Annotated in this window: 21 protein-coding genes; 19 read left to right on the top strand and 2 right to left on the bottom strand. The window is 74.5% G+C overall.

Annotation, left to right across the window (positions count from 1 at the left end; genetic code table 11):
• Nucleotides 1-206 precede the first annotated feature (206 nt).
• The 10 genes from OO57_RS13755 (at nt 207) to mutM (ending at nt 9,848) form a co-directional block, all read left to right on the top strand.
• Entirely contained in the window at nt 207-1,814 is a 1,608-nt protein-coding gene (locus tag OO57_RS13755) for a DAK2 domain-containing protein (RefSeq protein ID WP_033252707.1), read from the top strand.
• 37 nt (nt 1,815-1,851) lie between these two features.
• Nucleotides 1,852-4,062, top strand: a complete 2,211-nt coding sequence (recG, locus tag OO57_RS13750; protein WP_033252706.1) for an ATP-dependent DNA helicase RecG — start codon at nt 1,852-1,854, stop codon at nt 4,060-4,062.
• Between the two features lie 105 nt (nt 4,063-4,167).
• Nucleotides 4,168-4,677, top strand: a complete 510-nt coding sequence (locus OO57_RS13745) for a hypothetical protein (protein ID WP_033252705.1) — start codon at nt 4,168-4,170, stop codon at nt 4,675-4,677.
• Nucleotides 4,678-4,785: 108 nt separating this feature from the next.
• Nucleotides 4,786-5,370, top strand: coding sequence for a 16S rRNA (guanine(966)-N(2))-methyltransferase RsmD (gene rsmD, locus OO57_RS13740; RefSeq protein ID WP_033252704.1), 585 nt, complete (start codon nt 4,786-4,788; stop codon nt 5,368-5,370).
• Between the two features lie 32 nt (nt 5,371-5,402).
• On the top strand, nt 5,403-5,888 hold the full coding sequence (coaD, locus tag OO57_RS13735; protein ID WP_033252703.1) for a pantetheine-phosphate adenylyltransferase: 486 nt from the start codon (nt 5,403-5,405) through the stop codon (nt 5,886-5,888).
• A 130-nt stretch (nt 5,889-6,018) separates the two neighbouring features.
• Nucleotides 6,019-7,179: an ATP synthase F0 subunit B gene (locus tag OO57_RS13730; protein ID WP_033252702.1), complete on the top strand. Its 1,161-nt coding sequence runs from the start codon at nt 6,019-6,021 to the stop codon at nt 7,177-7,179.
• 160 nt (nt 7,180-7,339) lie between these two features.
• Nucleotides 7,340-7,933 (top strand): YceD family protein, encoded by a 594-nt coding sequence (locus OO57_RS13725; RefSeq protein WP_033252701.1) that lies wholly within the window; start codon nt 7,340-7,342, stop codon nt 7,931-7,933.
• Nucleotides 7,934-7,982: 49 nt separating this feature from the next.
• Nucleotides 7,983-8,156: a 50S ribosomal protein L32 gene (gene rpmF, locus OO57_RS13720; RefSeq protein ID WP_033252700.1), complete on the top strand. Its 174-nt coding sequence runs from the start codon at nt 7,983-7,985 to the stop codon at nt 8,154-8,156.
• Nucleotides 8,157-8,176: 20 nt separating this feature from the next.
• Nucleotides 8,177-8,980 carry a ribonuclease III gene (gene rnc / locus OO57_RS13715; protein WP_033252699.1) on the top strand — a complete coding sequence of 268 codons (804 nt, stop codon included), beginning with the start codon at nt 8,177-8,179 and terminating at the stop codon, nt 8,978-8,980.
• Nucleotides 8,981-8,990: 10 nt separating this feature from the next.
• Complete coding sequence (mutM, locus tag OO57_RS13710; RefSeq protein ID WP_033252698.1) at nt 8,991-9,848, top strand: bifunctional DNA-formamidopyrimidine glycosylase/DNA-(apurinic or apyrimidinic site) lyase; 858 nt, start codon at nt 8,991-8,993, stop codon at nt 9,846-9,848.
• A gap of 142 nt (nt 9,849-9,990) precedes the next feature.
• Here mutM and OO57_RS13705 read toward each other — a convergent pair whose 3' ends face one another.
• Complete coding sequence (locus OO57_RS13705; RefSeq protein ID WP_033252697.1) at nt 9,991-10,905, bottom strand: hypothetical protein; 915 nt, start codon at nt 10,903-10,905, stop codon at nt 9,991-9,993.
• A 279-nt stretch (nt 10,906-11,184) separates the two neighbouring features.
• Between OO57_RS13705 and OO57_RS13700 the strand changes: the two genes are divergently transcribed.
• From OO57_RS13700 to ftsY, 5 genes are all read left to right on the top strand, one after another.
• Nucleotides 11,185-12,528, top strand: coding sequence for a membrane protein (locus tag OO57_RS13700; RefSeq protein ID WP_033252696.1), 1,344 nt, complete (start codon nt 11,185-11,187; stop codon nt 12,526-12,528).
• Nucleotides 12,529-12,649: 121 nt separating this feature from the next.
• Nucleotides 12,650-12,943, top strand: coding sequence for an acylphosphatase (locus OO57_RS13695; RefSeq protein WP_033252728.1), 294 nt, complete (start codon nt 12,650-12,652; stop codon nt 12,941-12,943).
• Between the two features lie 382 nt (nt 12,944-13,325).
• A complete protein-coding gene (locus OO57_RS13690) occupies nt 13,326-13,529 on the top strand; it encodes a hypothetical protein (RefSeq protein ID WP_030458828.1) in 204 nt (67 codons plus the stop codon).
• 278 nt (nt 13,530-13,807) lie between these two features.
• Complete coding sequence (gene smc, locus OO57_RS13685; protein ID WP_033252695.1) at nt 13,808-17,455, top strand: chromosome segregation protein SMC; 3,648 nt, start codon at nt 13,808-13,810, stop codon at nt 17,453-17,455.
• Nucleotides 17,456-17,479: 24 nt separating this feature from the next.
• A complete protein-coding gene (ftsY, locus tag OO57_RS13680) occupies nt 17,480-18,715 on the top strand; it encodes a signal recognition particle-docking protein FtsY (RefSeq protein ID WP_033252694.1) in 1,236 nt (411 codons plus the stop codon).
• A gap of 80 nt (nt 18,716-18,795) precedes the next feature.
• Here the strand turns inward: ftsY and OO57_RS13675 are convergent, their stop codons facing one another.
• A complete protein-coding gene (locus OO57_RS13675; protein ID WP_033252693.1) occupies nt 18,796-19,461 on the bottom strand; it encodes a bifunctional DNA primase/polymerase in 666 nt (221 codons plus the stop codon).
• 442 nt (nt 19,462-19,903) lie between these two features.
• Between OO57_RS13675 and OO57_RS13670 the strand changes: the two genes are divergently transcribed.
• The 4 genes from OO57_RS13670 to OO57_RS13655 all read left to right on the top strand — a co-directional run bounded on the left by OO57_RS13670 (nt 19,904) and on the right by OO57_RS13655 (nt 25,894).
• Nucleotides 19,904-21,361 carry a hypothetical protein gene (locus OO57_RS13670; RefSeq protein ID WP_033252692.1) on the top strand — a complete coding sequence of 486 codons (1,458 nt, stop codon included), beginning with the start codon at nt 19,904-19,906 and terminating at the stop codon, nt 21,359-21,361.
• 332 nt (nt 21,362-21,693) lie between these two features.
• Complete coding sequence (locus OO57_RS13665; RefSeq protein ID WP_033252691.1) at nt 21,694-23,019, top strand: ammonium transporter; 1,326 nt, start codon at nt 21,694-21,696, stop codon at nt 23,017-23,019.
• A complete protein-coding gene (locus tag OO57_RS13660; RefSeq protein ID WP_033252690.1) occupies nt 23,016-23,354 on the top strand; it encodes a P-II family nitrogen regulator in 339 nt (112 codons plus the stop codon). Before OO57_RS13665 ends, OO57_RS13660 begins: the two co-directional genes overlap by 4 nt.
• A gap of 101 nt (nt 23,355-23,455) precedes the next feature.
• Nucleotides 23,456-25,894, top strand: coding sequence for a [protein-PII] uridylyltransferase (locus tag OO57_RS13655; protein WP_033252689.1), 2,439 nt, complete (start codon nt 23,456-23,458; stop codon nt 25,892-25,894).
• Nucleotides 25,895-25,943: the final 49 nt, after the last annotated feature.

The raw sequence follows: 25,943 nt of genomic DNA, 5'->3' as shown, positions 1-25,943 counted from the left end.
GGGGTGCTCCAGGCAACCGGGAGAGCATACAACGGTGACTCCCGCTCAACGAAACTACCACGATCGCGGGGGTGATCGTTCCCCCGAGCTGGGCACGAGCCTGCGGCGGGCACCCCCGCGGGGGCCGATAACCTGCCAGCATCGCCCCTCGCCCCTCGCCACCGCGTCCTGTCGGGTCCCCGTGGCGTTCATCCGGAGGAGACCTGGTGCTGGACACCCTCGACGCCCCGGCCGTCCGCACCTGGTGCCGGCTCGCGCTGGCCGCCCTCGGCCAGGCCCGCGAGGAGATCGACGCGCTGAACGTCTACCCGGTGCCGGACGGGGACACCGGGACGAACCTGTACCTGACGGTGGAGTCCGCCGCCGAGGCGCTGGACGCGGTGTTCGCCGCCGCCGAGGAGCCGGAGCTGGCGGTCGCCGCGGCCGCCGCCGCCCGCGGCGCGCTGATCGGGGCGCGCGGGAACTCCGGCGTGATCCTCGCGCAGTGGCTGCGCGGCCTGGCCGAGGTGCTGGCGGACGGCGGCGAGCTGGCCGGGGCGCTCGACCACGGCGCCCGCTCGGCGTACCGGGCGGTCGCCGAACCGGTGGAGGGCACCCTGCTGACGGTCGCGGCCGCCGCTGCGAAGGCCGCGGGCGACGCGGACGGCCTCACCGGACAGGCCCAGGAGGCGTACCGGGCGGCCCGGCAGGCGCTGCTGCTGACCCCCCACCAGCTGTCGGCGCTGGCCGAGGCGGGCGTGGTCGACGCGGGCGGCCGCGGCCTGGTCGCGGTGCTGGGCGCGCTGGTGGACGCCGTCTCCGGGCAGCAGCCGATGGGCCCGGTCGCGCTGCGCCGCGAGGTCGACCCGCTGGTGGTGGACGGCTGCGAGAGCTACGAGCGGGCGCCCGGCTCGGGCCACCCCGCGTTCGAGGTGATCTACCTGCTGGAGGCGGAGGACGAGCAGCTGCCGGGGCTGCGCGAGCGGCTGGGGCGGCTCGGCGACTCGCTGGTGATCGGCGGCGGCGACGGCCTGTGGAACGTGCACGTGCACGTGGACGACGCGGGCGCGGCCGTCGAGGCGGGCGTCGAGGCGGGGCGGCCGTACCGGATCAGGATCACCCACTTCGCCGAGGCCGCGGCCCGGGCCGGGGAGCGCGAGGAGACCGTCTCGCACGGGCGGGCGGTGCTCAGCGTGGTGACCGGCAGCGGGCTGGCGCAGCTGTGCGAGCAGGCCGGGTCGGTGGTGCTGTCGGCCGACCCGGACCGTCCGCCCGCGAGCGCCGAACTGGTCGCCGCCGTGCACCGCTGCGGGGCCCGCGAGGTGGTCCTGCTGCTCAACGACCCGGAGCTGCGGCCCGCCGCCGGTGCGGCCGCCGACCAGCTGCGCGAGGAGGGCGTGCGGATCGCCGTGCTGCCCACCCGCTCCCCGGTGCAGGGCCTGGCGGCGCTGGCCGTGCACGACGCGGGGCGGCGCTTCGACGAGGACGTGGTGGCGATGACCTCCGCGGCGGGCGCCACCCGGTACGCCGAACTGGCCGTCGCCGAGGGCGAGTCCTGGACGATGGCGGGCGTCTGCCAGGCCGGAGACGTGCTCGGCCTGATCGACGGCGACGTCGCGGTGATCGGCGCCGACCTCACCGAGACCGCGCTGACCGTGCTCGACCGGATGATCGCGGGCGGCGGCGAACTGGTCACCCTGGTGCTCGGCGAGGAGGCCCCCGACGACCTCGCCGACCGGCTGATCGCGCACGCCCGGCGCACCCGCCCCGAGGTCGACACCGTCGCCTACCGGGGCGGCCAGGAGGCGGCCCCGCTGCTCGTCGGGGTGGAGTGAGCCGGGCCGTCGGTCCGGTGGTGTGAAATGGGACGCCATGGGCGCTCTCGATGAACCGCTGAAGGAACTGGTCGGCGACCGCACCGCGAAGGTGCTGGCCGACGGTCTCAAGCTGCGCACGGTCGGCGACCTGCTGCACCACTACCCGCGCCGGTACGTCGAGCGCGGGCAGCTCACCAGCCTGGACGAGCTGGAGGTGGACGAGCACGTCACGGTGCTGGCCCGGATCGAGAAGGTCACGCTGATCCCGTTCCGCGGCCGCAAGGGCGACCGGCTGGAGGTGGTGGTCACCGACGGCCGCTCGAAGCTCTCGCTGGTCTTCTTCAACCAGGGCTGGCGGCAGAAGGACCTGCGCCCCGGCCGGCAGGGCCTGTTCGCGGGCAAGGTCGGCCTGTTCAACCGCACCCGCCAACTCGCCTCGCCCGACTACCAGTTGATCGACGACGAGGAGGGCTCCTCGGCGGCGGAGCAGTTCGCCGGGCGGCTCATCCCGGTCTACCCGGCCAGCGCCCAGCTGCCCAGCTGGAAGCTCGCGCTGTGCGTCGAGATGGCCCTCACCAAGCACCTCGCCGACGTCGGCGAACCGCTGCCCGCCGAGCTGCGCGCCGAGCACGGCCTGATCCCGCTGCCCGAGGCGCTGGAGCTGGTCCACCGCCCGCGCGACCAGGTCGAGAAGGAGCGCGCCCGCAACCGGCTGCGCTGGGACGAGGCCTTCGTCCTGCAGGTCGCGCTGGCCCGCCGCCGGGCCGCCGACTCCGCCCTGCCCGCCGTCCCGCGCCGCCCCGTCCCCGGCCGGGTGCTGGACGCCTTCGACGAGCGGCTCCCGTTCACCCTCACCGACGGCCAGCGCAAGGTCTGCGCCGAGATCTTCGCCGACCTGGCCACCGAGCACCCGATGCACCGGCTGCTGCAGGGCGAGGTCGGCTCGGGGAAGACGCTGGTGGCGCTGCGCGCCATGCTCGCCGTGGTCGACACCGGCGGGCAGGCCGTGCTGCTCGCCCCCACCGAGGTGCTCGCCCAGCAGCACCACCGCTCGATCGTCGAGATGATGGGCGACCTCGCCGAGGCCGGGATGATCGGCGGCTCCGAGATCGGCACCCGGGTCGCCCTGCTGACCGGCTCGATGGGCGCCGCCGCCCGCCGCGGCGCGCTGCTCGACATGGCCTCCGGCAAGGCCGGGATCGCGATCGGCACGCACGCCCTGATCGAGGACCGGGTGCAGTTCGCCGACCTCGGCCTGGTCGTCGTCGACGAGCAGCACCGCTTCGGCGTCGAGCAGCGCGACGCGCTGCGCGCCAAGGGCGAGCAGCCCCCGCACCTGCTGGTGATGACCGCCACGCCGATCCCGCGGACCGTCGCGATGACCGTCTTCGGAGACCTGGAGACCTCCGTCCTGGACCAGCTGCCTTCCGGCCGCTCGCCGATCTCCACGCACGTGGTGCCCGCCCTGGAGAAGCCCAACTTCCTCGCCCGGGCCTGGGAGCGCGTCCGCGAGGAGGTCGGCAAGGGCCACCAGGCGTACGTGGTCTGCCCGCGGATCGGGGACGAGGAGGAGCCGGCCAAGGGGAAGAAGAGGCGCAGGGAGGACCCCGAGGAGGTCGACGCGGGGGCGAGCGCCGAGGGCGAGGAGCGGCGGCCGCCGCTGGCCGTGGTGGAGACCGCCGAGAAGCTCGCGAAGGGCCCGCTGGCCGGGCTGCGGGTGGAGGTCCTGCACGGCCGGCTCGCCCCCGAGGCGAAGGACGACGTGATGCGCCGCTTCGCCGCCGGGGAGGTGGACGTGCTGGTCGCCACCACCGTGATCGAGGTCGGCGTCAACGTGCCGAACTCCACCGTCATGGTGATCATGGACGCCGACCGGTTCGGCGTCTCCCAGCTGCACCAGCTGCGCGGCCGGGTCGGCCGCGGCTCCGCCGCCGGGCTGTGCCTGCTGGTCAGCGACATGCCCGCGGCCAGCGCCGCCCGGGCCCGGCTGGACGCGGTGGCCGGCACGCTGGACGGCTTCGCGCTCTCCCGGATCGACCTCGAACAGCGCCGCGAGGGCGACGTGCTCGGCCAGGCCCAGTCCGGCGTGAAGTCCTCGCTCAAGGTGCTCTCGGTGCTGGAGGACGAGGAGGTCATCGCCACCGCCCGCGCCGAGGCCACCCGGCTGGTCGCCGCCGACCCCGCGCTGGAGGCCCACCCGGAGCTGCGCACCGCCCTGGAGAGCCTGCTCGACGAGGACCGCGCCGAGTACCTGGAGAAGGGCTGAGGCGGGTCGTTCGAGCACCTCGGTTGTCAGTGCCCCGGGAGAGAATGTAGTTGTTCGGGGCGCACTCCAAGTCGCGTCCCCGGCACGAGATTTGGGGGTCATTGCATGGCATTCCGTCACCTCAACGAGCTCCCGCTCGGCGACAAGGTCTTCCGGATCGAGGTCGCCAGCGAGGACGACCGCGAAGTCACCCTCACCCTGACCGGCTGGCGCGAGGGCAACTCCGCCAACCCGGTCGCCTCCGGCAAGCTCCGCCTCCCGGTGGAGGACGTCGCCTCGCTGCGCATCGCGCTCAACCGCGCCCTGCGCGCGCTGGCCATCGTCGCCGACGTCTCCGAGCCGATCCCCGACCGGGACGTGCTCCGCGAGCTCTACCCCGGCCACGGCGCCCCCTGGGTGCCGCAGCACGAGGAGGAGCTGGTCCGCCGCTTCCACGACGGCGAGACCATCGCCCGGATCGCCGCCCGCTACGGCCGCACGCCCGACTCCGTCCGCACCAAGCTGCGCGAGCTCGGCCACGACCCGCGCCGCCCCGAGCACTGCCCGCCCGACGGCTGCCTGTCCTGGTCGCGCTACGCCTCGCCGACGCTGCTGGGCGCCGCCGCCAACGAGTGAGCCCGCGGGGGAGGTGAGGAGCCGCGCGCCCGGCCGTGCCCGTTTCGTCGGCTATGGTCGGGCGCGCAGTTCCCCGCTCCCCGCTCCCCGCTGTCCTAAGGACTCGCCATGCCTCGCGTGATCGCCGGCCGTGCCGGAGGCCGCCCGCTCGCCGCGCCGCCCGGCCGGAACACCCGCCCGACGTCCGACAAGGCGCGGGAGGCGATGTTCTCCACCGTCGAGGCGCTGTTCGGCCCGATCGCCGGGGCCCGGATGCTGGACCTGTTCGCGGGCAGCGGCGCGGTCGGCCTGGAGGCGCTCTCCCGCGGGGCGGCGCACGCCCTGCTGGTGGAGGCCGACGCGGCCGCCGTCCGCACCGTGCGGGAGAACGTCCGGACGCTGGGCCTGCCCGGCGCCGAGGTGCGGGCCGACCGGGCCGAGAAGGTGATCGCGGGGGCGCCCCCGGCCGAGCCGTACGACCTGGTGTTCCTGGATCCGCCGTACGCGGTGGAGGACGCCGTGCTGCAGGAGATGCTGGTCACACTCCGCTCGGGGGGCTGGCTGTCCGCCGACGTTCTCGTCACCGTGGAACGCAGCACCCGCGGCGGCGAGTTCGCCTGGCCGGACGGCTTCGAGGGGCTGCGCTCGCGCAAGTACGGCGAGGGCACGCTCTGGTACGGTCGCGCCGCCGACGGGACTGACCAAGACTCGTAGCAGAACGTCCCGCCCCACGAGGGAGATCACGCATGCGCCGCGCCGTCTGCCCGGGGTCCTTCGACCCCATCACCAACGGACACCTCGACATCATCGAGCGGGCCTCCAAGCTGTACGACGTGGTGCACGTGGCGGTGCTGATCAACCGCAACAAGCAGGGCATGTTCTCCATCGAGGAGCGGATCGGCCTGATCGGGGAGACCACCGCGCACCTGGGCAACATCGAGGTGGAGTCGCACAGCGGCCTGCTGGTGGACTTCTGCCGCGAGCGCGGCATCCCGGCGATCATCAAGGGCCTGCGGGCGGCCGGCGACTTCGACTACGAGCTGCAGATGGCCCAGATGAACCACGGGCTGACCGGCGTCGAGACGCTCTTCGTGCCGACCTCGCCGACGTACAGCTTCCTGTCCTCCAGCCTGGTCAAGGAGGTCGCCTCGCTGGGCGGCGACGTCTCGCACCTGCTGCCCCCCGCAGTGCACCGCCGACTGGTCGAGCGGATCGCCGAACGGCGCAACTGAGCAGGGCGTTGCGAGCGGTGGGGTGGGTGGCCGTACAGTCTGTACTCCCGGCCCCGGGGCCGCACCCAGCGGTCTTCCGGGCACTGCCTCCGCCGCACCTCGGCGGCACACGGAAAGACTGAATGCGCCCGTGGACGTGCAGCAGAAACTCGACGAGATCATCGCGGTGGTCGAGAAGGCCAAGGCGATGCCGATGTCGTCGTCCTGCGTGGTCAACCGTGCCGAGTTGACCGGACTGCTCCGCGACCTGCGGGAGACCATGCCCGCGGAACTCGCCCAGGCCCAGTCGGTGGTGGCGGACCACCAGCAGATGGTGGCCGACGCCCAGGACCAGGCCGACCGGATCATCCGCGGCGCGCACGACGAGCGCGGCTCGCTGATCTCCGACACCGAGGTGGTCCGGCAGGCCCAGGCCGAGGCGGACCGGATCCTCGCCGAGGCGCGGGCCGAGGTGCAGACCAAGCGGGCCGAGGCCGACGACTACGTCGACTCCAAGCTGGCCAACTTCGAGGTGGTGCTCACCAAGACGCTCGGCGCGGTCGGCCGCGGACGGCACAAGCTGCGCGGCGAGTCCGGGGTGTACGAGCCGGAGGCGGACGGCGCCGAGGACGGCGAGGAGTTCCGCCCGCGGATCAGCCCCAGCCCGGAGGCCGACGAGTACGTCGACGTGAAGCTGGCCACCCTGGAAGCGGTGCTCTCCGCCACCCTGGAGGCCGTCGGCAAGGGCCGCGACAAGCTGCTCGGCAAGGCCCCGATCGACGAGCTGGGCGCCTACCTGGCCGCCGCCGACGAGGCCCAGCAGCTCAAGGACCGCGCCGAGGCGGTCGCGGCGGGCTTCGCCGCGGTCGGCGGCGGGCCCGAGCCCGAGCAGCAGCCGCAGGACTGGTACGCCGACGTCCCGCAGCAGCAGTCCTGGCCCGAGCAGACCCCGGCCGCGGCGGGCTGGCAGCAGCCCGGCGAGGACCCCTACGCCCAGCCGCAGGCCCCGCAGTACGCCGAGGCGTACGGCGGCGGCTACGACCCGGCCGCGGCCCCGCAGACCGACCCGTACGGCCAGCCCTACGGGCACCAGCAGCCGGTCGACCCGTACTACCAGCAGCAGCCGCAGTACCAGCAGCCGCAGGGCTTCGACCAGTGGGGCAACCCGCTGCCCGCCGACCCGTACGGCTACCCGCAGCAGGCGCCGCAGCAGGCGCAGCTGCCGCAGCAGCAGGGCGGACTGGACGAGACCAGCTTCTTCGACACCAGCATGATCGACATGACCAGGCTGCGGGAGCTGGGCGGCCGCTGAGGGGCGAGTTGGGTTCGGCGCGGACTCTCCGGTAGTCTGACCACTCCGGCCCGTTCGTGCCGGGTTCGCCGCGCGCCCGCTTCCGGGCCGCGCCGCACCGCAGGAAACCGAAACCCGCGCCGCGCAGGGATGCGTGCCGCCACCAGGAAGTCAGGAAGCCTTGAACCGCCTCGACCACCGCGACCCCCTCGTGTTCGACACGCACGAGCTCGGCCGTCGCCCCGGATCGCTGCGCAAGGTCGCCCGCACCCTGGAGGCCCCGGCGGAGCTCGGCGTCGCGGACGTGATCGGCGTTCCCGAGAAGAGCGAGATCAAGCTGGAGCTCCGCCTGGAGTCCGTGGTCGAGGGCGTGCTGGTCACCGGCACCGCCGAGGCCCGCGTCACCGGCGAGTGCTCCCGCTGCCTGGAGCCGGTGGAGGACGACCTGGAGGTCGACTTCCAGGAGCTGTACTACTACCCGGAGTCCGAGGAGCGTCACCGCGCGATCGCGGGGGACGACTTCGACGAGGAGTCCGAGGACGAGACTTACCGCCTGGAGGGCGACCTGTTCGACCTCCAGCCGGTGCTGCGTGACGCGGTGGTGCTCGCACTGCCGCTGCAGCCGGTGTGCCAGGACGACTGCCTGGGTCTGTGCTCCGAGTGCGGGGCCCGCCTGAGCGACGACCCGTCGCACCACCACGACGCCGCCGACCCCCGGTGGGCGGCTCTGCAGGGACTCTCCGCCGCCCCCGGCGACGAGGGTGACGAGGAATAAGACACAGCGGTACCCGTGAGGGCCCCGCCGTAGAACCAGGAGATTTACCGTGGCTGTTCCGAAGCGGAAGATGTCGCGCAGCAACACGCGTCACCGCCGTTCCAACTGGAAGGCCGTCGTGCCCGCGCTCGTCGCGTGCGACCGCTGCCACGAGCCGAAGCTCGGGCACACCGCGTGCCCGACCTGCGGCACGTACAACCGTCGCCAGGTCCTCTCGGTCTGATCGGCGGGGTGCACGGATCGATGTCGGACAGTGGCAGTTCCACCCGCAAGCCGAACCCCGGGACCAACGGGGGCAAGGGCGGTGGGCCGGCTTCGACCGAATACGACGTCCTGGAAGGGCGCCTCGGCTACCAGCTCGAGCGCGCCCTTCTGGTACGCGCCCTGACCCACCGCTCGTACGCGTACGAGAACGGCGGGCTGCCCACCAACGAGCGCCTGGAGTTCCTCGGCGACTCGGTGCTGGGCCTCGTGGTGACCGACACCCTCTACCGCCTCCACCCGGAGGTCGCCGAGGGCACGCTCGCCAAACTCCGCGCCGCGGTGGTCAACTCCCGCGCGCTCGCCGAGGTCGGCCGCGGCCTGGACCTCGGTGCCTTCATCCGCCTGGGCAAGGGCGAGGAGGGCACCGGCGGCCGCGACAAGTCGTCGATCCTCGCGGACACCGTCGAGGCCGTGATCGGCGCGATCTACCTCGACCAGGGCCTGGAAGCGGCCACCGAGTTCGTCCACCGCCTGTTCGACCCGCTGATCGCGGAATCCGCGCAGCTCGGCGCCGGACTCGACTGGAAGACCAGCCTCCAGGAGCTCACCGCCGCCGTCGGCCTGGGCGTCCCCGAGTACGTGGTCACCGAATCCGGCCCGGACCACGAGAAGACCTTCACCGCCGCCGCCCGGGTGGCCGGCCAGGACTACGGCTCCGGCAGCGGACGCTCGAAGAAGGAAGCCGAGCAGAAGGCCGCCGAGTCCGCCTGGCGCACCATCAAGGCCGAGAACGAGGCCGCCGCCGCAGCCAAGGCCGCCGGCGAGTCCGCCGCGACGGTCTGACCGGCCCGCCGTGCCCGAACTGCCCGAGGTCGAGGTCGTCCGCCGCGGTCTGGCCCGCTGGGCCGCCGGACGCACCGTCGCCGACGTCCAGGTGCTGCACCCGCGCGCGGTGCGCCGCCAGCCCGGCGGCGCCGACGAGTTCACCGCCCTGCTGCGCGGCCGCACCCTCGGCGAGCCGCAGCGCCGCGGCAAGTACCTGTGGGTGCCGCTCGGCGACGGCCTCTCGATGGTCGGCCACCTCGGCATGAGCGGCCAACTCCTCGTCCAGGAACCGGAGATGGCCGACTCCGTGCACCTGCGGGCCCGGCTCCGCTTCGCCGACGGCGGCACCGAGCTGCGCTTCGTCGACCAGCGCACCTTCGGCGGCCTGGCCGTCGAGGAGGCCGAGGCCGACGACCCCGAGGCCACCCCCGTCTCGCTCGCCCACATCGCCCGCGACCCGCTCGACGCCCGCTTCGACGACGCCGCCTTCGCCCGCGCCCTGCGCGCCAAGCGCACCACCGTCAAGCGCGCCCTGCTCGACCAGACCCTGGTCAGCGGCGTCGGCAACATCTACGCCGACGAGGCGCTCTGGCGCAGCCGCCTCCACTACGACCGCCCCACCGCCACCCTCACCCGCCCCGCCGCGCTCGAACTCCTCGGCCACGCCCGGGACGTGATGACCGCGGCGCTGGCCGTCGGCGGCACCAGCTTCGACTCGATGTACGTCAACGTCAACGGCGAGAGCGGCTACTTCTCCCGCGACCTCGACGCGTACGGCCGCGAGGGCCGGCCCTGCCGCCGCTGCGGCACCGCGATGCGCCGGGACGCCTGGATGAACCGCTCCAGCTACTCCTGCCCCGCCTGCCAGCGCCCGCCCCGGGCCTGACCCGAGCCGTCCGCGCGCCCAGCTCCAGGCGATCCGCTCCACCTCCTGCCGCCGGCGGGCGCCCGGGAAGTCCGGGTCGAGGGCGAGCAGCCACCGCGCCGACTCCGCCGGCCCGGGGAGAGGACGACGCCAGCCCGCCCGGTCAGTTCGACGTCCCGGCGGTCGCCTTCTCCTCCTCGGCGGCCGCGTGCAGCGCGCCGCCCTCCTCGCCGAAGTAGGCCACGCCGACGGCGCTGGCCACCGCCAGCAGGAAGCCGAGGACGGCCAGCCAGCCCAGGCCGTCCCGGGAGGAGTCGCCGAGCCAGAGCACGCCCACGGCGCCGGGGACGACCGTCTCGCCGACCACCAGGGCGGCGGTCGCGCCGTTCACCGAGCCGATCTGCAGGGCGACGGTGTGCAGGTACATCCCGCCCAGGCCGCCGACCAGCACGGCGTACAGGGCCGGGTCGGCGAGCAGCGCGCCGAGGTCGAAGGGCTGCACGCCGTCCAGGACCCGCACGCCGATGCCCAGCGCGCCGAAGCCCAGGCCGGAGAGCAGGCCCGCCACGATCGCCCCGCTCGACCCGAGCCGTCGCACCACCAGCGAACCGCCCGCGATCAGCACCGCCGAGCCGATCAGCAGCGCCCAGTGGAACGCCCGGGCCGCCTCGTGCCCGCCCTCCGGGCCGGCGGCCACCGCGAGCAGCACCAGCGCGCCGCACAGGATCCCGATCGACAGCCACTCCAACTGGCGCAGCCGCAGGCCCAGCAGCTTCACCGACAGCACCGCGGTGATCACCAGGTTGGCGCTGATGATGGTCTGCGACAGGAACAGCGGCAGCAGCCGGGCGGCCAGCGCGCCGAGGCCGAAGCCGACGAAGTCCAGCACCGTGCCGAGGATGAACTCCCAGGTGACGGCGGCCTTCGCGGTCGAGGACAGGCTCGGCCCGCCGTGCTCGGTGACGGTGCCGGACGCCGCCTCCTGCCGGGCGGAGCGGCGGGCGCCGAGGGCCTGCAGCACCGACCCGGTGCCGTAGCAGACGGACGCCGCGACGGCGGTGACGAGGCCGAGGAACACCTGGGGTCTCCTGTCGGGTGGGCTGGGCGGCGCGGAGGGCCGGGCGGGGCGGAGAGCGGGGCGGGGCGGAGAGCGGGGCGGTAGGGAAGGCCGGGGGGCGCGGAGGGCGGGTGGTGCGGAAGATCGTCACCACTATGCCTGCTCCGGCGCCCCGGCCGGGACGTCCGGGGGCAACTCCGGCCGGTCGGCGGGGGTTCCGGCGGCCCGTCTCGCCCTGGAGTAGGGGGTGGCGCCCGAGGAGGGCGTGTCGCCGACCGGTCGACCGGTACCGTCGGGAGCATGAGAACTGTGCTCCGCCGCTCCCGCGCCGCCGGGCCCGCCGCCCTCCTGGCGGTGCTGCTCGGCCTGCTGACGGTGCTCGTACCGGCCGCGCCCGCGTCGGCGTCCGGCCTGAACGACGCGGCCGACGCCATGAAGAGGGTCCAGCTCTACGTCGACCCGTCGATGAGCAGCCGCTTCTCCGCGGAGCAGGCGGAGGGGCTGGCGAAGAAGCTCAAGGACGTCGACAAGCCGATCTACGTCGCGGTGCTGCCCGACAGCGAGGCCTACCCGACGAAGAACCTGTTCGTCGACCTCCGCACCAAGGTCGGTGCCGCCGGCGTCTACGCGATCTGGCGCGGCGACCAGTTCCAGGCCCAGTCCTCCGGCCCCGAGGTGCTGGACCAGGCCACGGCCCGGAACCTGGCCGGTGCCGCGTACCGCTCCAACGGCGGGGACATCGGCGCCACCCTGAACGAGTTCGTCGACGGGGCCGCGGAGAAGGTCGAGGGCGACGGCCCGCAGCACAGCACCTCGATCGCCTGGGTGCTCGTCCCGGTGCTGCTGGTCGTGCTGCTCGGCGCGGGCGCCCTCTTGCTGGTCCGCCGCGCCAGGAGGCGCAGGGAGGAGCAGGCCCGGGCCGAACTCGCCCGGCTGCGCACCGTGGTGGACGAGGACATCACCGCGTTCGGCGAGGAGCTCGACCGGCTCGACTTCGACCCCGGCGCCCCCGACGCGGACGACGACCGGCGCACCGACTACACCGCCGCGCTGGACGCCTACGACCGCGCCAAGCGGACCATGGACGCGGCGGAGCGGCCCGCGGACGTCCGCCCGGTGACCGAGGCGCTGGAGCAGGGCCGGTTCGCGCTGGCCACCCTGGCCGCCCGCCGCGAGGGCCGCCCGCTGCCCGAGCGCCGCGTCCCGTGCTTCTTCGACCCGCGGCACGGCCCCTCCACCACCGACGTCCCGTGGGCCCCGCCCGGCGGAGCCCCGCGCCCCGTCCCGGCCTGCGCCGACGACGCGGCCCGGATCTCCGGCGGCCGCGACCCGCACGTCCGCACCGTGGAGACCGAGGACGGCCACCACCAGCCGTACTGGAACGCCGGCCCCGTCTACAGCCCCTGGGCGGGCGGCTACTTCGGCGGCGGCCTGCTGCCCGGCCTGCTGGTCGGCACCGTGCTCGGCTCGGCGCTCGCCACCCCCGGCTACGCCTACGCGGACGACCAGGGCGGCGGGGACGGCCAGGACGGCGGCGAGTACGCGGGCGACGACTTCGACCCCGGCGCCGGCGGCGGCAGCGACTTCGGCGGCGACGACTTCGGCGGTTTCGGCGGGGACGACTTCGGCGGCTTCGGCGGCTGACCCGCGCCCCGGCGCCGCCCTGCGCCGCCGGGGGCGGGGCGTGCGGTGGTGGGGAGGGTCGGTGGAAGGGGCGTGAAGCCCGTTCCGGGCGCCCCCGGAGTACCCGACTATGGTCGGACACATGCAAGGTCACGACAGCCACCGGTCCGTCCGCACCACCATCTGGGTGCGCGGGCGCGTCCAGCAGGTGGGGTTCCGCTGGTGGACCAGGGCCAGGGCCCTGGAGATCGGGCTGACGGGCTACACGAGCAACCTCGGGGACGGCCGCGTCCAGGTGGTCGCCGAGGGGTCGCGCGCCGACTGCGAGCGGCTGCTCGCCGCGCTGCGCGGGCCCGGAACGCCTGGTCAGGTCAGCGGGGTCACCGAGATCTGGACGGCCGTGGGCGACGGGTACGAGGGCTTCGCGATCCGATGAGCACACCGCAGTTGCCGGCGGGAGGAGAGCCCCCCGGCAACTGCCGGTGTCATAGGGTTGCCATCGCGGCGCACTCGTGGTTGACTCCGCAGACGTAGTGATCCACTAGCCCGGCCGATGGTGTGAGGTTCCCGCCATGCAGGTGACAGGGGCGCGGTAGCGTGCGGTGATCGTGTTGACCCGTACGGTCTTTGGTGAGACGCTGGAAACCCGCGCACAGGTTTGCGTTTAACCGGCGAGGCCACGTTTGTGAGTGTGTCACTCACCAGCGATGCCCTCGTAGTGCCCAGCCAGCACGTCCGGCGCGCAGGCGCGTGCGTATCCCTTCCCCCAAAGACCCACCGTAAACGGTTCGGTCACTCAGCGTGGAGGACCACACATCATGGCAAAGGCGCTTCTCGGGTACGTCGGCGGCCCCGACCCGCGAATGCTCTCCGAGATGCGACGGCTGCAGCAGCGCGTCCAGGACCTGGAGAACGAGCTCGTGAAGCTCCAGGCCGAGAACGACGCCCTGTCCGCCGTCGCCGACGAGCACTCGCTGCTCAGCAGCATCGACCTGGACCAGCGCGAGCCGGCCCTGACCTGATCGTTCGTGGTCCTCACGATCGACGCAGTCGTGCGCTGAGCTTCCCCCTGGCGAGGGGATGGCAGCCTGCAAGGGACGTCCGGAGCGGACGTCCCTTCGTCGTGTCCACGCCGGTCCGCTGCCGAGAGGCTGCCCGACCCGCCGCACGGTCAAACCACCGCCTGGGGCCCGTCGGTGGTGCGGCCGGATACAGTCGCAGGCGGCGGGCCGTCCCGGAGCGGAACGGCAGGTGACGGGGCGCGGCGCGGCGGTCCGCGGCGCGGCGAGAGGACGGTCGGGTGCACCTCAAGAGCCTGACCCTGCGCGGGTTCAAGTCCTTCGCCTCGGCGACCACCCTGCGCTTCGAACCCGGCATCACCTGCGTGGTCGGCCCCAACGGCTCCGGCAAGTCCAACGTCGTCGACGCGCTCTCCTGGGTGATGGGCGAGCAGGGCGCCAAGTCGCTGCGCGGCGGCAAGATGGAGGACGTCATCTTCGCGGGCACCAGCGGGCGCCCCCCGCTCGGCCGCGCCGAGGTCAGCCTCACCATCGACAACACCGACGGCGCCCTGCCGATCGACTACTCCGAGGTCACCCTCACCCGGACGATGTTCCGCAACGGCGGCAGCGAGTACGCGCTCAACGGCACCGTCTGCCGACTGCTCGACATCCAGGAACTGCTCTCCGACTCCGGCATCGGCCGCGAGATGCACGTCATCGTCAGCCAGGGCCAGCTCGACTCCGTCCTGCACGCCGACCCGATGGGGCGGCGCGCCTTCATCGAGGAGGCGGCCGGCGTCCTCAAGCACCGCAAGCGCAAGGAGAAGGCGCTGCGGAAGCTCGACGCGATGCAGACCAACCTCAACCGCGTCCAGGACCTGGTCTCCGAACTGCGCCGCCAGCTCGGCCCGTTGGGCCGCCAGGCCAGGATCGCCCGGCGCGCCGCGGGCATCCAGGCCGAACTGCGCGACGCCCGGCTGCGGCTGCTCGCCGACGACCTGCTCACCCTGCGCCGCGCCGTCGAGGCCGAGGTCGCCGACGAGCTCGCCCTGGGGCTCCGCCGCACCACGGTCGAACAGGAACTCGCCGCCGCCCTCCAGCGCGAAGCCGTCCTGGAGGCCCAGGTCGAACAGCTCGGGCCCGCCCTGGAGGCCGCCCGGCAGACCTGGTACCGGCTCTCCTCGCTCGCCGAACGCACCCGCGGCACCGTCGGACTCGCCGAGGCCCGGGTGCGCGCCGCCGCCACCGCCGGACAGCTGGAGGAGCGCCGCGGCCGCGAACCGGAGGAGCTGGAGCGCGAGGCCGTCCGGGTCCGCGAGGAGGAGGCCGCCCTCGAAGCGGCCCTGGAACAGGCGCAGGACGCCCTGGCCGAAGCCGTCGAGGAGCGCGCCGAGCACGAACGCGCCCTGGCCGCCGAGGAGACCAGGCTCCGGGCCGCCGCCCGGGCCATCGCCGACCGGCGCGAAGGCCTCGCCCGCCTGCAGGGCGCCGTCGCCGCCGCCCGCTCCCGGGCCGACGCCGCCGAGGCCGAGGCGCAGCGGCTCGCCACCGCCCGCGACGAGGCCCGGCTGCGGGCCGCCGCCGCCCAGCAGGAGCACGAGCAACTCCAGGAGCAGCACCGGGAGTTCGCCGCGGGGGAGGGGGAGAGCGAGGAACGCCACGACCGGGTCCGCAGCGCACTGCGGGACGCCGAACGGGCGGCCTCGGCGGCCCGCGAGGCGCTCGCCGCCGCCGAGAGGGAACGCGCCGCCCTCACCGCCCGGCACGACGCGCTCGCCCTCGGCCTGCGCCGCAAGGACGGCAGCGCCGCCCTGCTGGAACGCCCCGGCGTCCTCGGCCCCACCGCCGAACTCCTCACCGTCGCACCCGGGTTCGAACTCGCCCTGGCCGCCGCGCTCGGCGCCGCCGCCGAAGCCGTCGCCGTCCCCGACGCGGACGCCGCCGCCGACGCCCTGGCCTGGCTGCGCACCGCGGACGCCGGCCGGGCCGCCCTGCTGATCGCCGATGCCGATGCCGATGCCGCTGACGCCGCTGTGCCCGTGGCGGAGCCGCCCGCCGGAGCCCGGTGGGCCGGAGCCCTGGTCGACGGACCGCCCGCCGTCGCAGCCGCCGCCCGACGGCTGCTGGAACGCACCGCCGTGGTCGAAGACCTGGACGCCGCACGGAAGGTGACCGCCGCCCACCCGGGCTGGAGCGCCGTCACCCGGGACGGCGACCTGCTCACCGCCACCCTCGCCCACGGCGGCTCGCCCGGCGCGCCCAGCCCGCTGGAGACCCGGGCCGCCGTCGCCGAGGCCGCCCGCGGCATCGCCGAACTCGACGCCCGCTGCGCGCAGTCGGCGGCGGAACTCGCCGCCGCCCGCGAACACCGGGCCGAACTCGCCGCCGAAGTCGAGCAGTTGACCACCCTCCGGCGCCGCGGCGAACAGCGCCGGGCCGAACTCGCCGGAGCCCTCGGCCGCTCCGGCGGCGCGGCCCGGGCCGCCGCCGACGAGGCCGGACGCACCGCCGACGCCGCCGCCGCGGCCGAGAACGGCCTCGCCGCGGCCCGCACCGCCGCCGCGGAACTCGCCGCCCGGCTCGCCACCGCCGAGGAACTCGCCGAGGACGGCGAGGACGAACCCGACCCCGCCGAACGCGACCGGCTCGCCGCCGCCGGAACCGCCGCCCGGCAGGCCGAGGTGGAGTCCCGGCTGGCCGTCCGCACCCACGAGGAACGGGTCCGCAACCTGGCCGGCCGCGCCGACCAGCTCGACCGCGCCGCCCGCGCCGAGCGCGAGGCCCGCGCCCGCGCCGCCGAGCGCCGCGACCGCGCCCGCCGCGAGGCCGCCGTCGCCACCGCCGTCGCCACCGGCGCCCGCCACCTGCTCGGCCGGATCGAGCGGACCCTCGCCGCCGCCGAGACCGAACGCGCCGCCGTCGAGGCCGACCGCACCGCCCGCGAGGCCGAACTCCGGCAGTTCCGCGAGCACGGCCGCGAGCTCAAGGCCGAACTCGACCGCCTGGTCGACGCCGGCCACCGCGACGAGGTGCTGCGCGCCGAGAAGCGGCTGCGGATCGAGCAGCTGGAGGCCAGGGCCCTGGAGGAGTTCGGCATCGAGGGCGGCGACCTGCTCGCGGGCTACGGCCCCGACCAGCCCGTCCCCGCCCCGCCGCCCGCGGACGGCCGGGACGGCGCCGACGGCCGGGACGGCACCGGGGCCCAGGAGCCCGGCGAGCCCCGCCCCTACGTCCGGGCCGAGGTCGAGCAGCGCCTGAGGGCCGCCGAACGCGCCCACCAGCAGCTCGGCAAGGTCAACCCGCTCGCGCTGGAGGAGTTCGCCGCCCTGGAGGCCCGCCACCAGTTCCTCGGCGAGCAGCTCGACGACCTCCGCAAGAGCCGCCGCGACCTGATGGACATCGTCCGCGACGTCGACATCCGGGTCGAGCAGCTGTTCACCGCCGCCTACCACGACACCGCCGCCCAGTTCGAGGGCGTCTTCGCCCGGCTCTTCCCCGGCGGCGAGGGCCGACTGCTGCTCACCGACCCGGAGAACATGCTCACCACCGGCGTCGAGGTCGAGGCCAGGCCGCCCGGCAAGAAGGTCAAGCGGCTCTCGCTGCTCTCCGGCGGCGAGCGCTCGCTCACCGCCGTCGCCCTGCTGGTGTCCATCTTCAAGGCCAGGCCCAGCCCGTTCTACGTGATGGACGAGGTGGAGGCCGCGCTCGACGAGACCAACCTGCGGCGCCTGGTCGGGATCATGGAGGAGCTGCGGGAGAGCTCCCAACTGATCGTCATCACCCACCAGAAGCTCACCATGGAGTCCGCCGACGCCCTCTACGGCGTCACCATGAAGGGCGACGGCATCTCGCAGGTGATCAGCCAGCGGTTGCGGGTACCGGGGCAGTCGGAACGCAAGGACGGGCACAGGACAGCGCTGGAACCCGCGGAACCGGGCCCGGCATAGGCGCTAAGTGATACTGGACGGGTTATGGAATACGTGATCCTTGCCGTTGTCATCGCGGTGGTCGCCATCGGCGCGATCACCGGACTCGTCGTCTCCGGCAGACGACGCAAAGAACTGGACAGGCCGAGCCAGGCGCCGACCATCACCGCGCCCGCCCCGGCCAAGCCCGCCCCGACCGAGCCCGAGGCGGAGGTCGAGCCCGGAGCGGAGGTCGAGCCCGGGGCCGCGGTCGAGCCCGGGGCCGAGCAGCCGGCTGCCCAGCAGCCGACCGCCGAGGAGCCGACCGCCGAGGAGGTGCGGGCCGAGGAGGCCGAGGCCGCGCCCGCGATCGAGGTGCCCGAGCCCACGGCCGGCCGCCTGGTCCGGCTGCGCTCCCGGCTCTCCCGCTCGCAGTCGACCCTCGGCAAGGGCCTGCTGACCCTGCTCTCCCGGGACCGCCTCGACGAGGACACCTGGGAGGAGATCGAGGAGACCCTCCTCACCGCCGACGTCGGCGTCGCCGCTACCCAGGAGCTCGTCGACAACCTGCGCACCCGGGTCAAGGTCCTCGGCACCCGCACCCCCGACGAACTGCGCGGCCTGCTCCGCGAGGAGCTCGTCAAGCTGATCGGCACCGACAGCGACCGCACCGTCCGCTCGGTCAAGCACGAGGACGGCCCGGCCGTGGTCCTGGTGGTCGGCGTCAACGGCGTCGGCAAGACCACCACCACCGGCAAGCTCGCCCGCGTCCTGGTCGCCGACGGCCGGAAGGTCGTGCTCGGCGCCGCCGACACCTTCCGCGCCGCCGCCGCCGACCAGCTGCAGACCTGGGGCGAGCGGGTCGGCGCGCACACCGTCCGCGGCCCCGAGGGCGGCGACCCGGCCTCGGTCGCGTTCGACGCCGTCAAGCAGGGCATCGCCGACGGCGTCGACACCGTCCTGGTCGACACCGCGGGCCGCCTGCACACCAAGACCGGCCTGATGGACGAGCTCGGCAAGGTCAAGCGCGTCGTCGAGAAGCACGGCCCGGTCGACGAGGTGCTGCTCGTGCTCGACGCCACCACCGGACAGAACGGCCTGGTCCAGGCCCGGGTGTTCGCGGAGGTCGTCGACATCACCGGCATCGTGCTCACCAAGCTCGACGGCACCGCCAAGGGCGGCATCGTCATCTCGGTGCAGCGCGAACTCGGCGTCCCGGTCAAGCTCATCGGCCTCGGCGAGGGCGCGGACGACCTCGCCCCGTTCGAACCCGGCGCCTTCGTGGACGCCCTGCTCGGCTAGCGCCGGCGCAACACCCGAAAGGTCCGTTCCGGGAGGGAGCCCCCTCCCGGAACGGACCTTTCCGCGTGCCGGACGCGGCCCTAGCTGGCGAACTCGCTCTGCCGGTCCCGGGTGCGGTGGCAGGCGTACGCGAGGGTGCCGAGCAGCAGGCGGGCCTCGGGCGGGGCGCCGTCGGCGGTGGGGCGGCGCAGCCACCGCATCGGGCCGAGCGGCCCCAGCGGGGTGGGCGGGGCGGCCAGGTAGGAGCCGAGGCCGTGGCAGGTGAGGTCGAGGGAGGCGTCGTCCCAGCCCATCCGGTAGAGCAGGTCGGGCAGGCGCTCGGCGGTGCCGGGGGCGACGAAGAGCAGCAGCCGGCCGGCCGGGGAGGCCAGCACCGGGCCGACCTGGGTGCCCATCCGCTCCAGCCGGACCAGGGCCTGCAGGCCGGGCTGGGCCGGGACATCCAGGACGTCGAACTGGTGGCCCGTCGGGAGCAGCAGCGGGGCGTCGGCCGGACAGCGGGCGGCGAGTTCGGCGGCGGTCGCGCCGGGGGCGATCGCCGGGCCGACCCGCAGGTGCAGGTTGGGCGCGGCGCAGTGCGGGACGCCGCAGTCGCAGGCCGTCCCGGCGCGGGAGGTCGGGCTGCCGGCGGCCAGCGTCCAGCCCCAGCGCTCGGAGTACTCGGCGGCTGCCTGCAGCGCGGTGGGCCGGGTGCGGCGGCGGGCGCCGAGGGGGGTGAGCCGCAGGGTGCCGAACAGCTTGTCCATGCCACCCCCAACCGGTTCCGGTCGCCGCTGGTTACGGGACGGTGACGGCGCGTCGCCCGTCGGGCGCGTGGTGCGGGGTGCGCTGGAGGCGCGCGCGGACCGGCGCACACCGATCCGGGTGGCGCGGGCCAGCAGGCGCCTTGCACCGGCGCTTCGGATGCCGGATCGTCGTTGCCGCACGCGTGCCTCCGTCGGGTTCCGTCGGGTCCGGGCATGTGCCGGGGTCATGCCGGGCTGACTCATAGTGAAGCGCGCCCGCCGGTCCGGTAGTTCACTCGTGGGGGTGGCGAAAGGTGGCGTTTCTCCGACGTTGCTCCCCCGGATGGCGGAGGGGCGCTACGTTCGGCATACGGAACGCAGCCGACCGGTCACGCGGGCGGTGATGGATAACGGGTCAGGGCGAAGAGGGGCCCCGGGTTCGGGGCGGGATGGGGACGGTCCCATGGGTGAGAAGCAGCCGAACGAGAAGCTGGGCTCCTGGTTCGCGCGCAGCGGCTGGTCGAAGGGCGAGCTGGCGCGACAAGTGAACCGCAGGGCACGGCAGATCGGCGCGCACCACGTCTCCACCGACACCTCGCGGGTGCGCCGGTGGCTGGACGGCGAGCAGCCCCGCGAGCCGATCCCGAAGATCATGTCGGAGCTGTTCTCGGAGCGCTTCGGCTCGGTGGTCTCGGTCGAGGACCTCGGCCTGCGCGCGGTGGTCCAGGTGACCACCGTCGGCAGCGGGGTGGACCTGCCCTGGAGCCCGCAGCAGACCGTGCAGGCGATCAGCGAGTACTCGCGCAGCGACCTGATGCTCAACCGCCGCGGCTTCCTGGGCACTTCGCTCGCGCTGACGGCCGGCGCGGCGCTGATCGAGCCGATGCAGCGCTGGCTGACCCCCGGCCCGAACGGCGCGCCCACCCCGATCCTGGCGGCGGCCAACGGCGGCCACCAGTTCTCCGGGCGGCTGTCCGAGCCGGAGATGCAGCTGCTGGAGCAGACCACCGAGATGTTCCGCAAGTGGGACGCGCAGAACGGCGGCGGCCTGCGCCGCAAGGCGGTGGTCGGCCAACTCCACGAGGTCACCGACCTGTTGCAGGAGACCTACCCCGAGGCGACCACCAAGCGGCTGTTCCGGATCACCGCCGAACTCGCCCACCTGGCGGGCTTCATGTCGTACGACGTGGGCATGCACCCGAGCGCGCAGAAGTACTACGTGCTGGCGCTGCACGCGGCCAAGGAGGCGGGCGACCGCCCGTTCGGCGCGCACGTGCTGACCGACATGAGCCGGCAGATGATCCACCTCAACCGCGGCGAGGACGCGCTGGAGCTGATCCACCTCGCCCAGTACGGCAGCCGGGACACCGCCACCGCCCGCCAGCAGTCGCTGCTGTACGCGATGGAGGCGCGCGCGTACTCCAACATCGGCGAGGTCAACCGCTGCGCCCGGGCGGTCCGGCTGGCGGAGGACACCTTCAGCGACATCCGGGAGAGCAACGAGGAGACGCCGACCTGGCTCAAGTTCTTCTCGTACGCCGAGCTGTGCGCGGAGAACGGGCACTCCTACCGGGACCTGGCCTACACCTCGGACCGCGGCCTCGCGATGGCCAAGGCCGCCGAGCCGCTGATCACCGAGGCGGTCGACCGGTTCCGGGAGGACGGCGAGCACGTCCGCACCTACGCGTTCAACCTGGTCGGGATGGCCTCGGTGCGGCTGCTGCAGAACGAGCCGGAGGACGCGGCGAAGTACTGCGAGGAGGCGGTGGACATCGCCAAGAAGGTGCGCTCCGAGCGGCTGAACACCCGGGTCCGCAAGACCTCCGAGGCCGCCAGCCGGGACTTCCGCGGCGCCCCCGGGGTGGACCGGCTGGCCGAGCGGGTGGTGCACGACATCCCGGAGTTCGTCTCGGTGGTCTGACCCCGCCGCGGCCCTTCCGGTTCCGCTCCGCCGCGGCCCTTCCGGTTCCGCTCCGCCCCGGCCCTTCCGGTTCCGCTCCGCCCCGTCTCCCGCGGCCGTCCGACCCGCCCGTCCGGACGGCCGCGGCAGTATGACACGCGCTGTCCAGTACGCGTCACCTGCCGTGGTTCACGTGCCCGTAACGGGCGCGCCAACCGCGTCACTGCGGCGAAACACCGAGCCGCATCGGCCGAAACCCGCCTTCGGCACTCTCCTCTCATCGCCGACACGCCGGGATGGCACGGGACAGGTATCCCGGTCGTGGTGCGGCTCTCATTTCGGAGGAGACGCCGATGCCGGACGGCTTCAGCGCGGGCGATACCGCCTTTGTGTTCATCTGTGCGGCCCTGGTCATGTTGATGACCCCGGGCCTGGCCTTCTTCTACGGAGGCATGGTCAGGGTCAAGAGCACCCTCAACATGCTGGTGATGAGCTTCGTCTCACTGGCCATCGTCACCGTGCTCTGGGTCCTGTACGGCTACACGCTGGCCTTCGGGCCGGACGCCGGGGCGGGTCTGATCGGCAACCTCGACTACCTGGGCATGCGCGGCATCGACCTGAACGCGCTCACCGGGACGATCCCGGTGACCGGCTTCGCGGCCTTCCAGCTGATGTTCGCGATCATCACCCCGGCGCTGATCAGCGGCGCCATCGCGGACCGGGCGAAGTTCGCGGCCTGGAGCCTGTTCGTGGCGCTCTGGGTGACCGTCGTGTACTTCCCGGTCGCGCACTGGGTGTTCTTCTTCGACGGCGGCAACGGCGGCTGGCTCGGTGACCGCAACGGCGTGATCGACTTCGCCGGCGGCACCGCGGTGCACATCAACGCCGGTGCGGCGGGCCTCGCCCTGGCGCTGGTGCTGGGCAAGCGGATCGGCTTCAAGAAGGACCCGATGCGCCCGCACAGCCTGCCGCTGGTGATGCTCGGCTCCGGCCTGCTGTGGTTCGGCTGGTTCGGCTTCAACGCGGGCTCGGCGCTGGCCGCCAACGGCGTCGCGGGCATGGCCTTCGTCAACACCCAGGTCGCCACCGCCGCCGCCGTCCTCGGCTGGCTGGCCTACGAGAAGATCCGGCACGGCGCGTTCACCACCCTGGGCGCGGCCTCCGGCGCGGTGGCCGGCCTGGTCGCCATCACCCCGGCCTGCGGCTCGGTCTCCCCGCTCGGCTCGATCGCGATCGGCCTGATCGCCGGTGCGCTGTGCGCCGCGGCGATCAGCCTGAAGTACAAGTTCGGCTTCGACGACTCGCTCGACGTGGTCGGCGTCCACCTGGTCGGCGGCATCGTCGGCTCGCTGCTGATCGGCTTCTTCGCCACCGGCCACGTCGGCCAGACCGCGTCCGGCCTGTTCTACGGCGGCGGCCTGGGCCAGCTCGGCAAGCAGGCGTTCGGCGTGGTCGTGGTCCTGGTCTACTCCTTCGTGCTCTCCTGGCTGCTGGGTCAGGCGATCCAGAAGACCATCGGCTTCCGGGTCTCCGAGGACGTCGAGGTGTCCGGCATCGACCAGGCCGAGCACGCCGAGTCCGCCTACGACTTCACCGCCGTCGGCGCCAGCCTCGCCCGCCCCGTCGCCGCCCCCGCCGCTGCCGTCCCCGCCGAGAAGACCGAGGTCGACGCCCGATGAAGCTGATCACCGCCGTCATCAAGCCGCACCGCCTGGACGAGGTCAAGGACGCCCTGCAGGCCTTCGGGGTGCACGGCCTGACCGTCACCGAGGCCAGCGGGTACGGCCGGCAGCGCGGCCACACCGAGGTCTACCGCGGCGCCGAGTACACCGTCGACCTGGTGCCGAAGGTCCGGATCGAGATACTGGTCGAGGACGAGGACGCCGAGCAGCTGATCGACGTGGTCGTCAAGGCGGCCCGCACCGGGAAGATCGGCGACGGCAAGGTCTGGTCGATCCCGGTCGAGACCGCCGTCCGGGTCCGCACCGGCGAGCGCGGCCCCGACGCCCTCTGAACCAGCGCTGAGAACCACCGCTGAAAACCCTCCTGGCGGACCTGCCCTCGCGGCAGGTCCGCCGAAGGCGTATCCGGCACCAGCACGCACCGGGAGCAGACGTGAGCAGCACCGACCCCGCCGAGTACGGCTACCCCGCCGAACGCGCCCGGCTGCTGGCCGACCGCGCCGCCGCGGGCCCGCAGCGGCGCGCCGCCCTCGCCCGGCTCACCGACGACTGGCTGTCCGGCCTCTACCGGGCCGCCGGGGCGCCCGCCCGCACCGCCCTGGTCGCCGTCGGCGGCTACGGCCGGGCCGAGCTCTCCCCGCGCAGCGACCTGGACGTGCTGCTGCTGCACGAGGGCCCGCTCGCCGCCGGCCTCGCCGAACGGATCTGGTACCCGGTCTGGGACGGCGGCGTCGCCCTCGACCACGCCGTCCGCACCCCCGCCGAGGCCCGCAAGGTCGCCGCCGAGGACCTCAAGGCCCAGCTCGGCCTGCTCGACGCCCGCCACCTGGCGGGCGACCCGCAGCTCACCGCCGACCTGCGCTCCGCCGTCCTCGCCGACTGGCGCGCCGCCGCCCCCGCCCGGCTCCCCGAGCTCCAGGAGCTCGGCCGGGCCCGGGCCGAGCGCCACGGCGAGCTGTCCTTCCTGCTCGAACCCGACCTCAAGGAGGCCCGCGGCGGCCTGCGCGACCTGGTCGCGCTGAACGCCGTCGCCGCCACCTGGCTCGCCGACGCCCCCCGCGACGGCCTGGACGCCGCCGCCCGCACCCTGGCCGACGTCCGCGACGCGCTGCACCTGACCACCGGCCGGGCCACCGAGCGGCTCTCCCTCCAGGACCAGGACCAGGTCGCCGAACGGCTCGGCGTGCTCGACGCCGACACCCTGCTGCGGCAGGTCTACCAGGCCGCCCGCACCGTCGCGTACGCCTCGGACGTCACCTGGCGCTCGGTCGAGCGGGTGCTGGCCGCCCGCCGCAGCCCGGCGCCGCGCCGCGCCGTCCGGTTCGGCTTCCCGTTCAACGGCGCCCGGCGCGCCCCGGCCGGCCCCGCCGCGCCCGAGCGCCGCCCGCTCGCCGAGGGCGTGGTCGAGCAGGACGGCGAGGCCGTGCTCGCCCAGGCCGCCCGGCCCGCCACCGACCCGGTGCTGCCGCTGCGCGCCGCCGCCGCGGCCGCCCAGGCCGGGCTGACCGTCGGCTACGCCACCGTGCGCCGGCTGGCCGCCGAGACCAGGCCGCTGCCGGTGCCCTGGCCGGACGAGGCCCGCGAGCAGCTGGTCACCCTGCTCGGCGCGGGCGAGGCCTGCCTGCCGGTCTGGGAGGCGCTGGAGGCGGAGGGCCTGATCAGCCGGATGCTGCCCGACTGGGAGCGGGTCCGCTGCCGCCCGCAGCGCAACGCCGTGCACCGCTGGACCGTCGACCGGCACCTGATCGAGACTGCCGTCCGAGCCGCCGCGATGACCCGCCGCACCGCCCGCCCCGACCTGCTGCTGGTCGCCGCCCTGCTGCACGACCTCGGCAAGGGCTGGCCCGGCGACCACTCGGAGGCCGGGGAGGTGATCGTCCGCGACGTCGCCGTCCGGATGGGCTTCGGCAAGCGCGACACCGACACCCTGGCGCTGCTGGTGCGCCACCACCTGACGCTGGTCGACACCGCCACCCGCCGCGACCCCGACGACCCCGCCACCGCGGACCTGATCGCCAAGACCGTCGGCACCCAGGGCCACCTGGAACTCCTGCACGCCCTCACCGAGGCCGACGCCACCGCCACCGGCCCCGCCGCCTGGTCCGGCTGGCGGGCCTCGCTGGTCGCCACCCTGGTCGAGCGCACCGCCGCCCGGCTGGCCGGGGAGACCCGCCCGCCGGCCACCGACCCCGAGGTCACCGCCGACCAGGAGCGGCTCGCCGTCGAGGCCGCCCGCACCGGCGGCCCCGCGCTCGCCCTGACCGCGCACGCCGAGGCCGCGCCGGAGGGCGGCGGCGCCGAGCCGATGGGCGTCGAGCTCACCCTGGCCGTCCCGGACCGCCCCGGCCTGCTCGGCACCGTCGCGGGCGTGCTCGCCGTGCACCGCCTCGCCGTCCGCAAGGCGGGCCTGCGCGAGCTCGACCCGGTCGGTGCCGGGCCGGTCCTGCTGCTGTCCTGGACGGTCGCCGCCGAGTACGGCGACCTGCCCGAGGCCGCCCGGCTCCGCGCCGACCTGCGCCGCGCCCTGGACGGCTCGCTGGACGTCGCCCGCAAGCTCGCCGAGCGCGACGCCGCCGCGCCGCGCCGCCGCGGCATCAGCACCCCGCCGCCGGTGGTCACCGTCGCCCCGCACGACGCCTCGCGGTCCGCCACCGTGCTGGAGGTCCGCGCGCACGACGCGCCCGGCCTGCTGCACCGGATCGGCCGGGCCCTGGACACCGCCGGGGTGCGGGTCCGCACCGCGCACGTCTCCACCCTCGGTGCGGAGGCCGTCGACGCCTTCTACCTCACCTCCACCGACGGCGGCCCGCTGGAGGCGGCCCGCGCCGAGGAGGTCGCGCAGGCCGTCCGGACCGCTCTGGAGGCGCACTGACCCCCGGTTCCCGCGGGGGCGCAGACCGCCCGCCGGGGTACGGCTACCC

Source organism: Kitasatospora phosalacinea (assembly GCF_000717185.1).
GTDB lineage: Bacteria > Actinomycetota > Actinomycetes > Streptomycetales > Streptomycetaceae > Kitasatospora > Kitasatospora phosalacinea_A.
The sequence above is the reverse complement of the archived record's forward strand: the minus strand, read 5'-3'. Positions and strand labels throughout refer to the sequence as shown.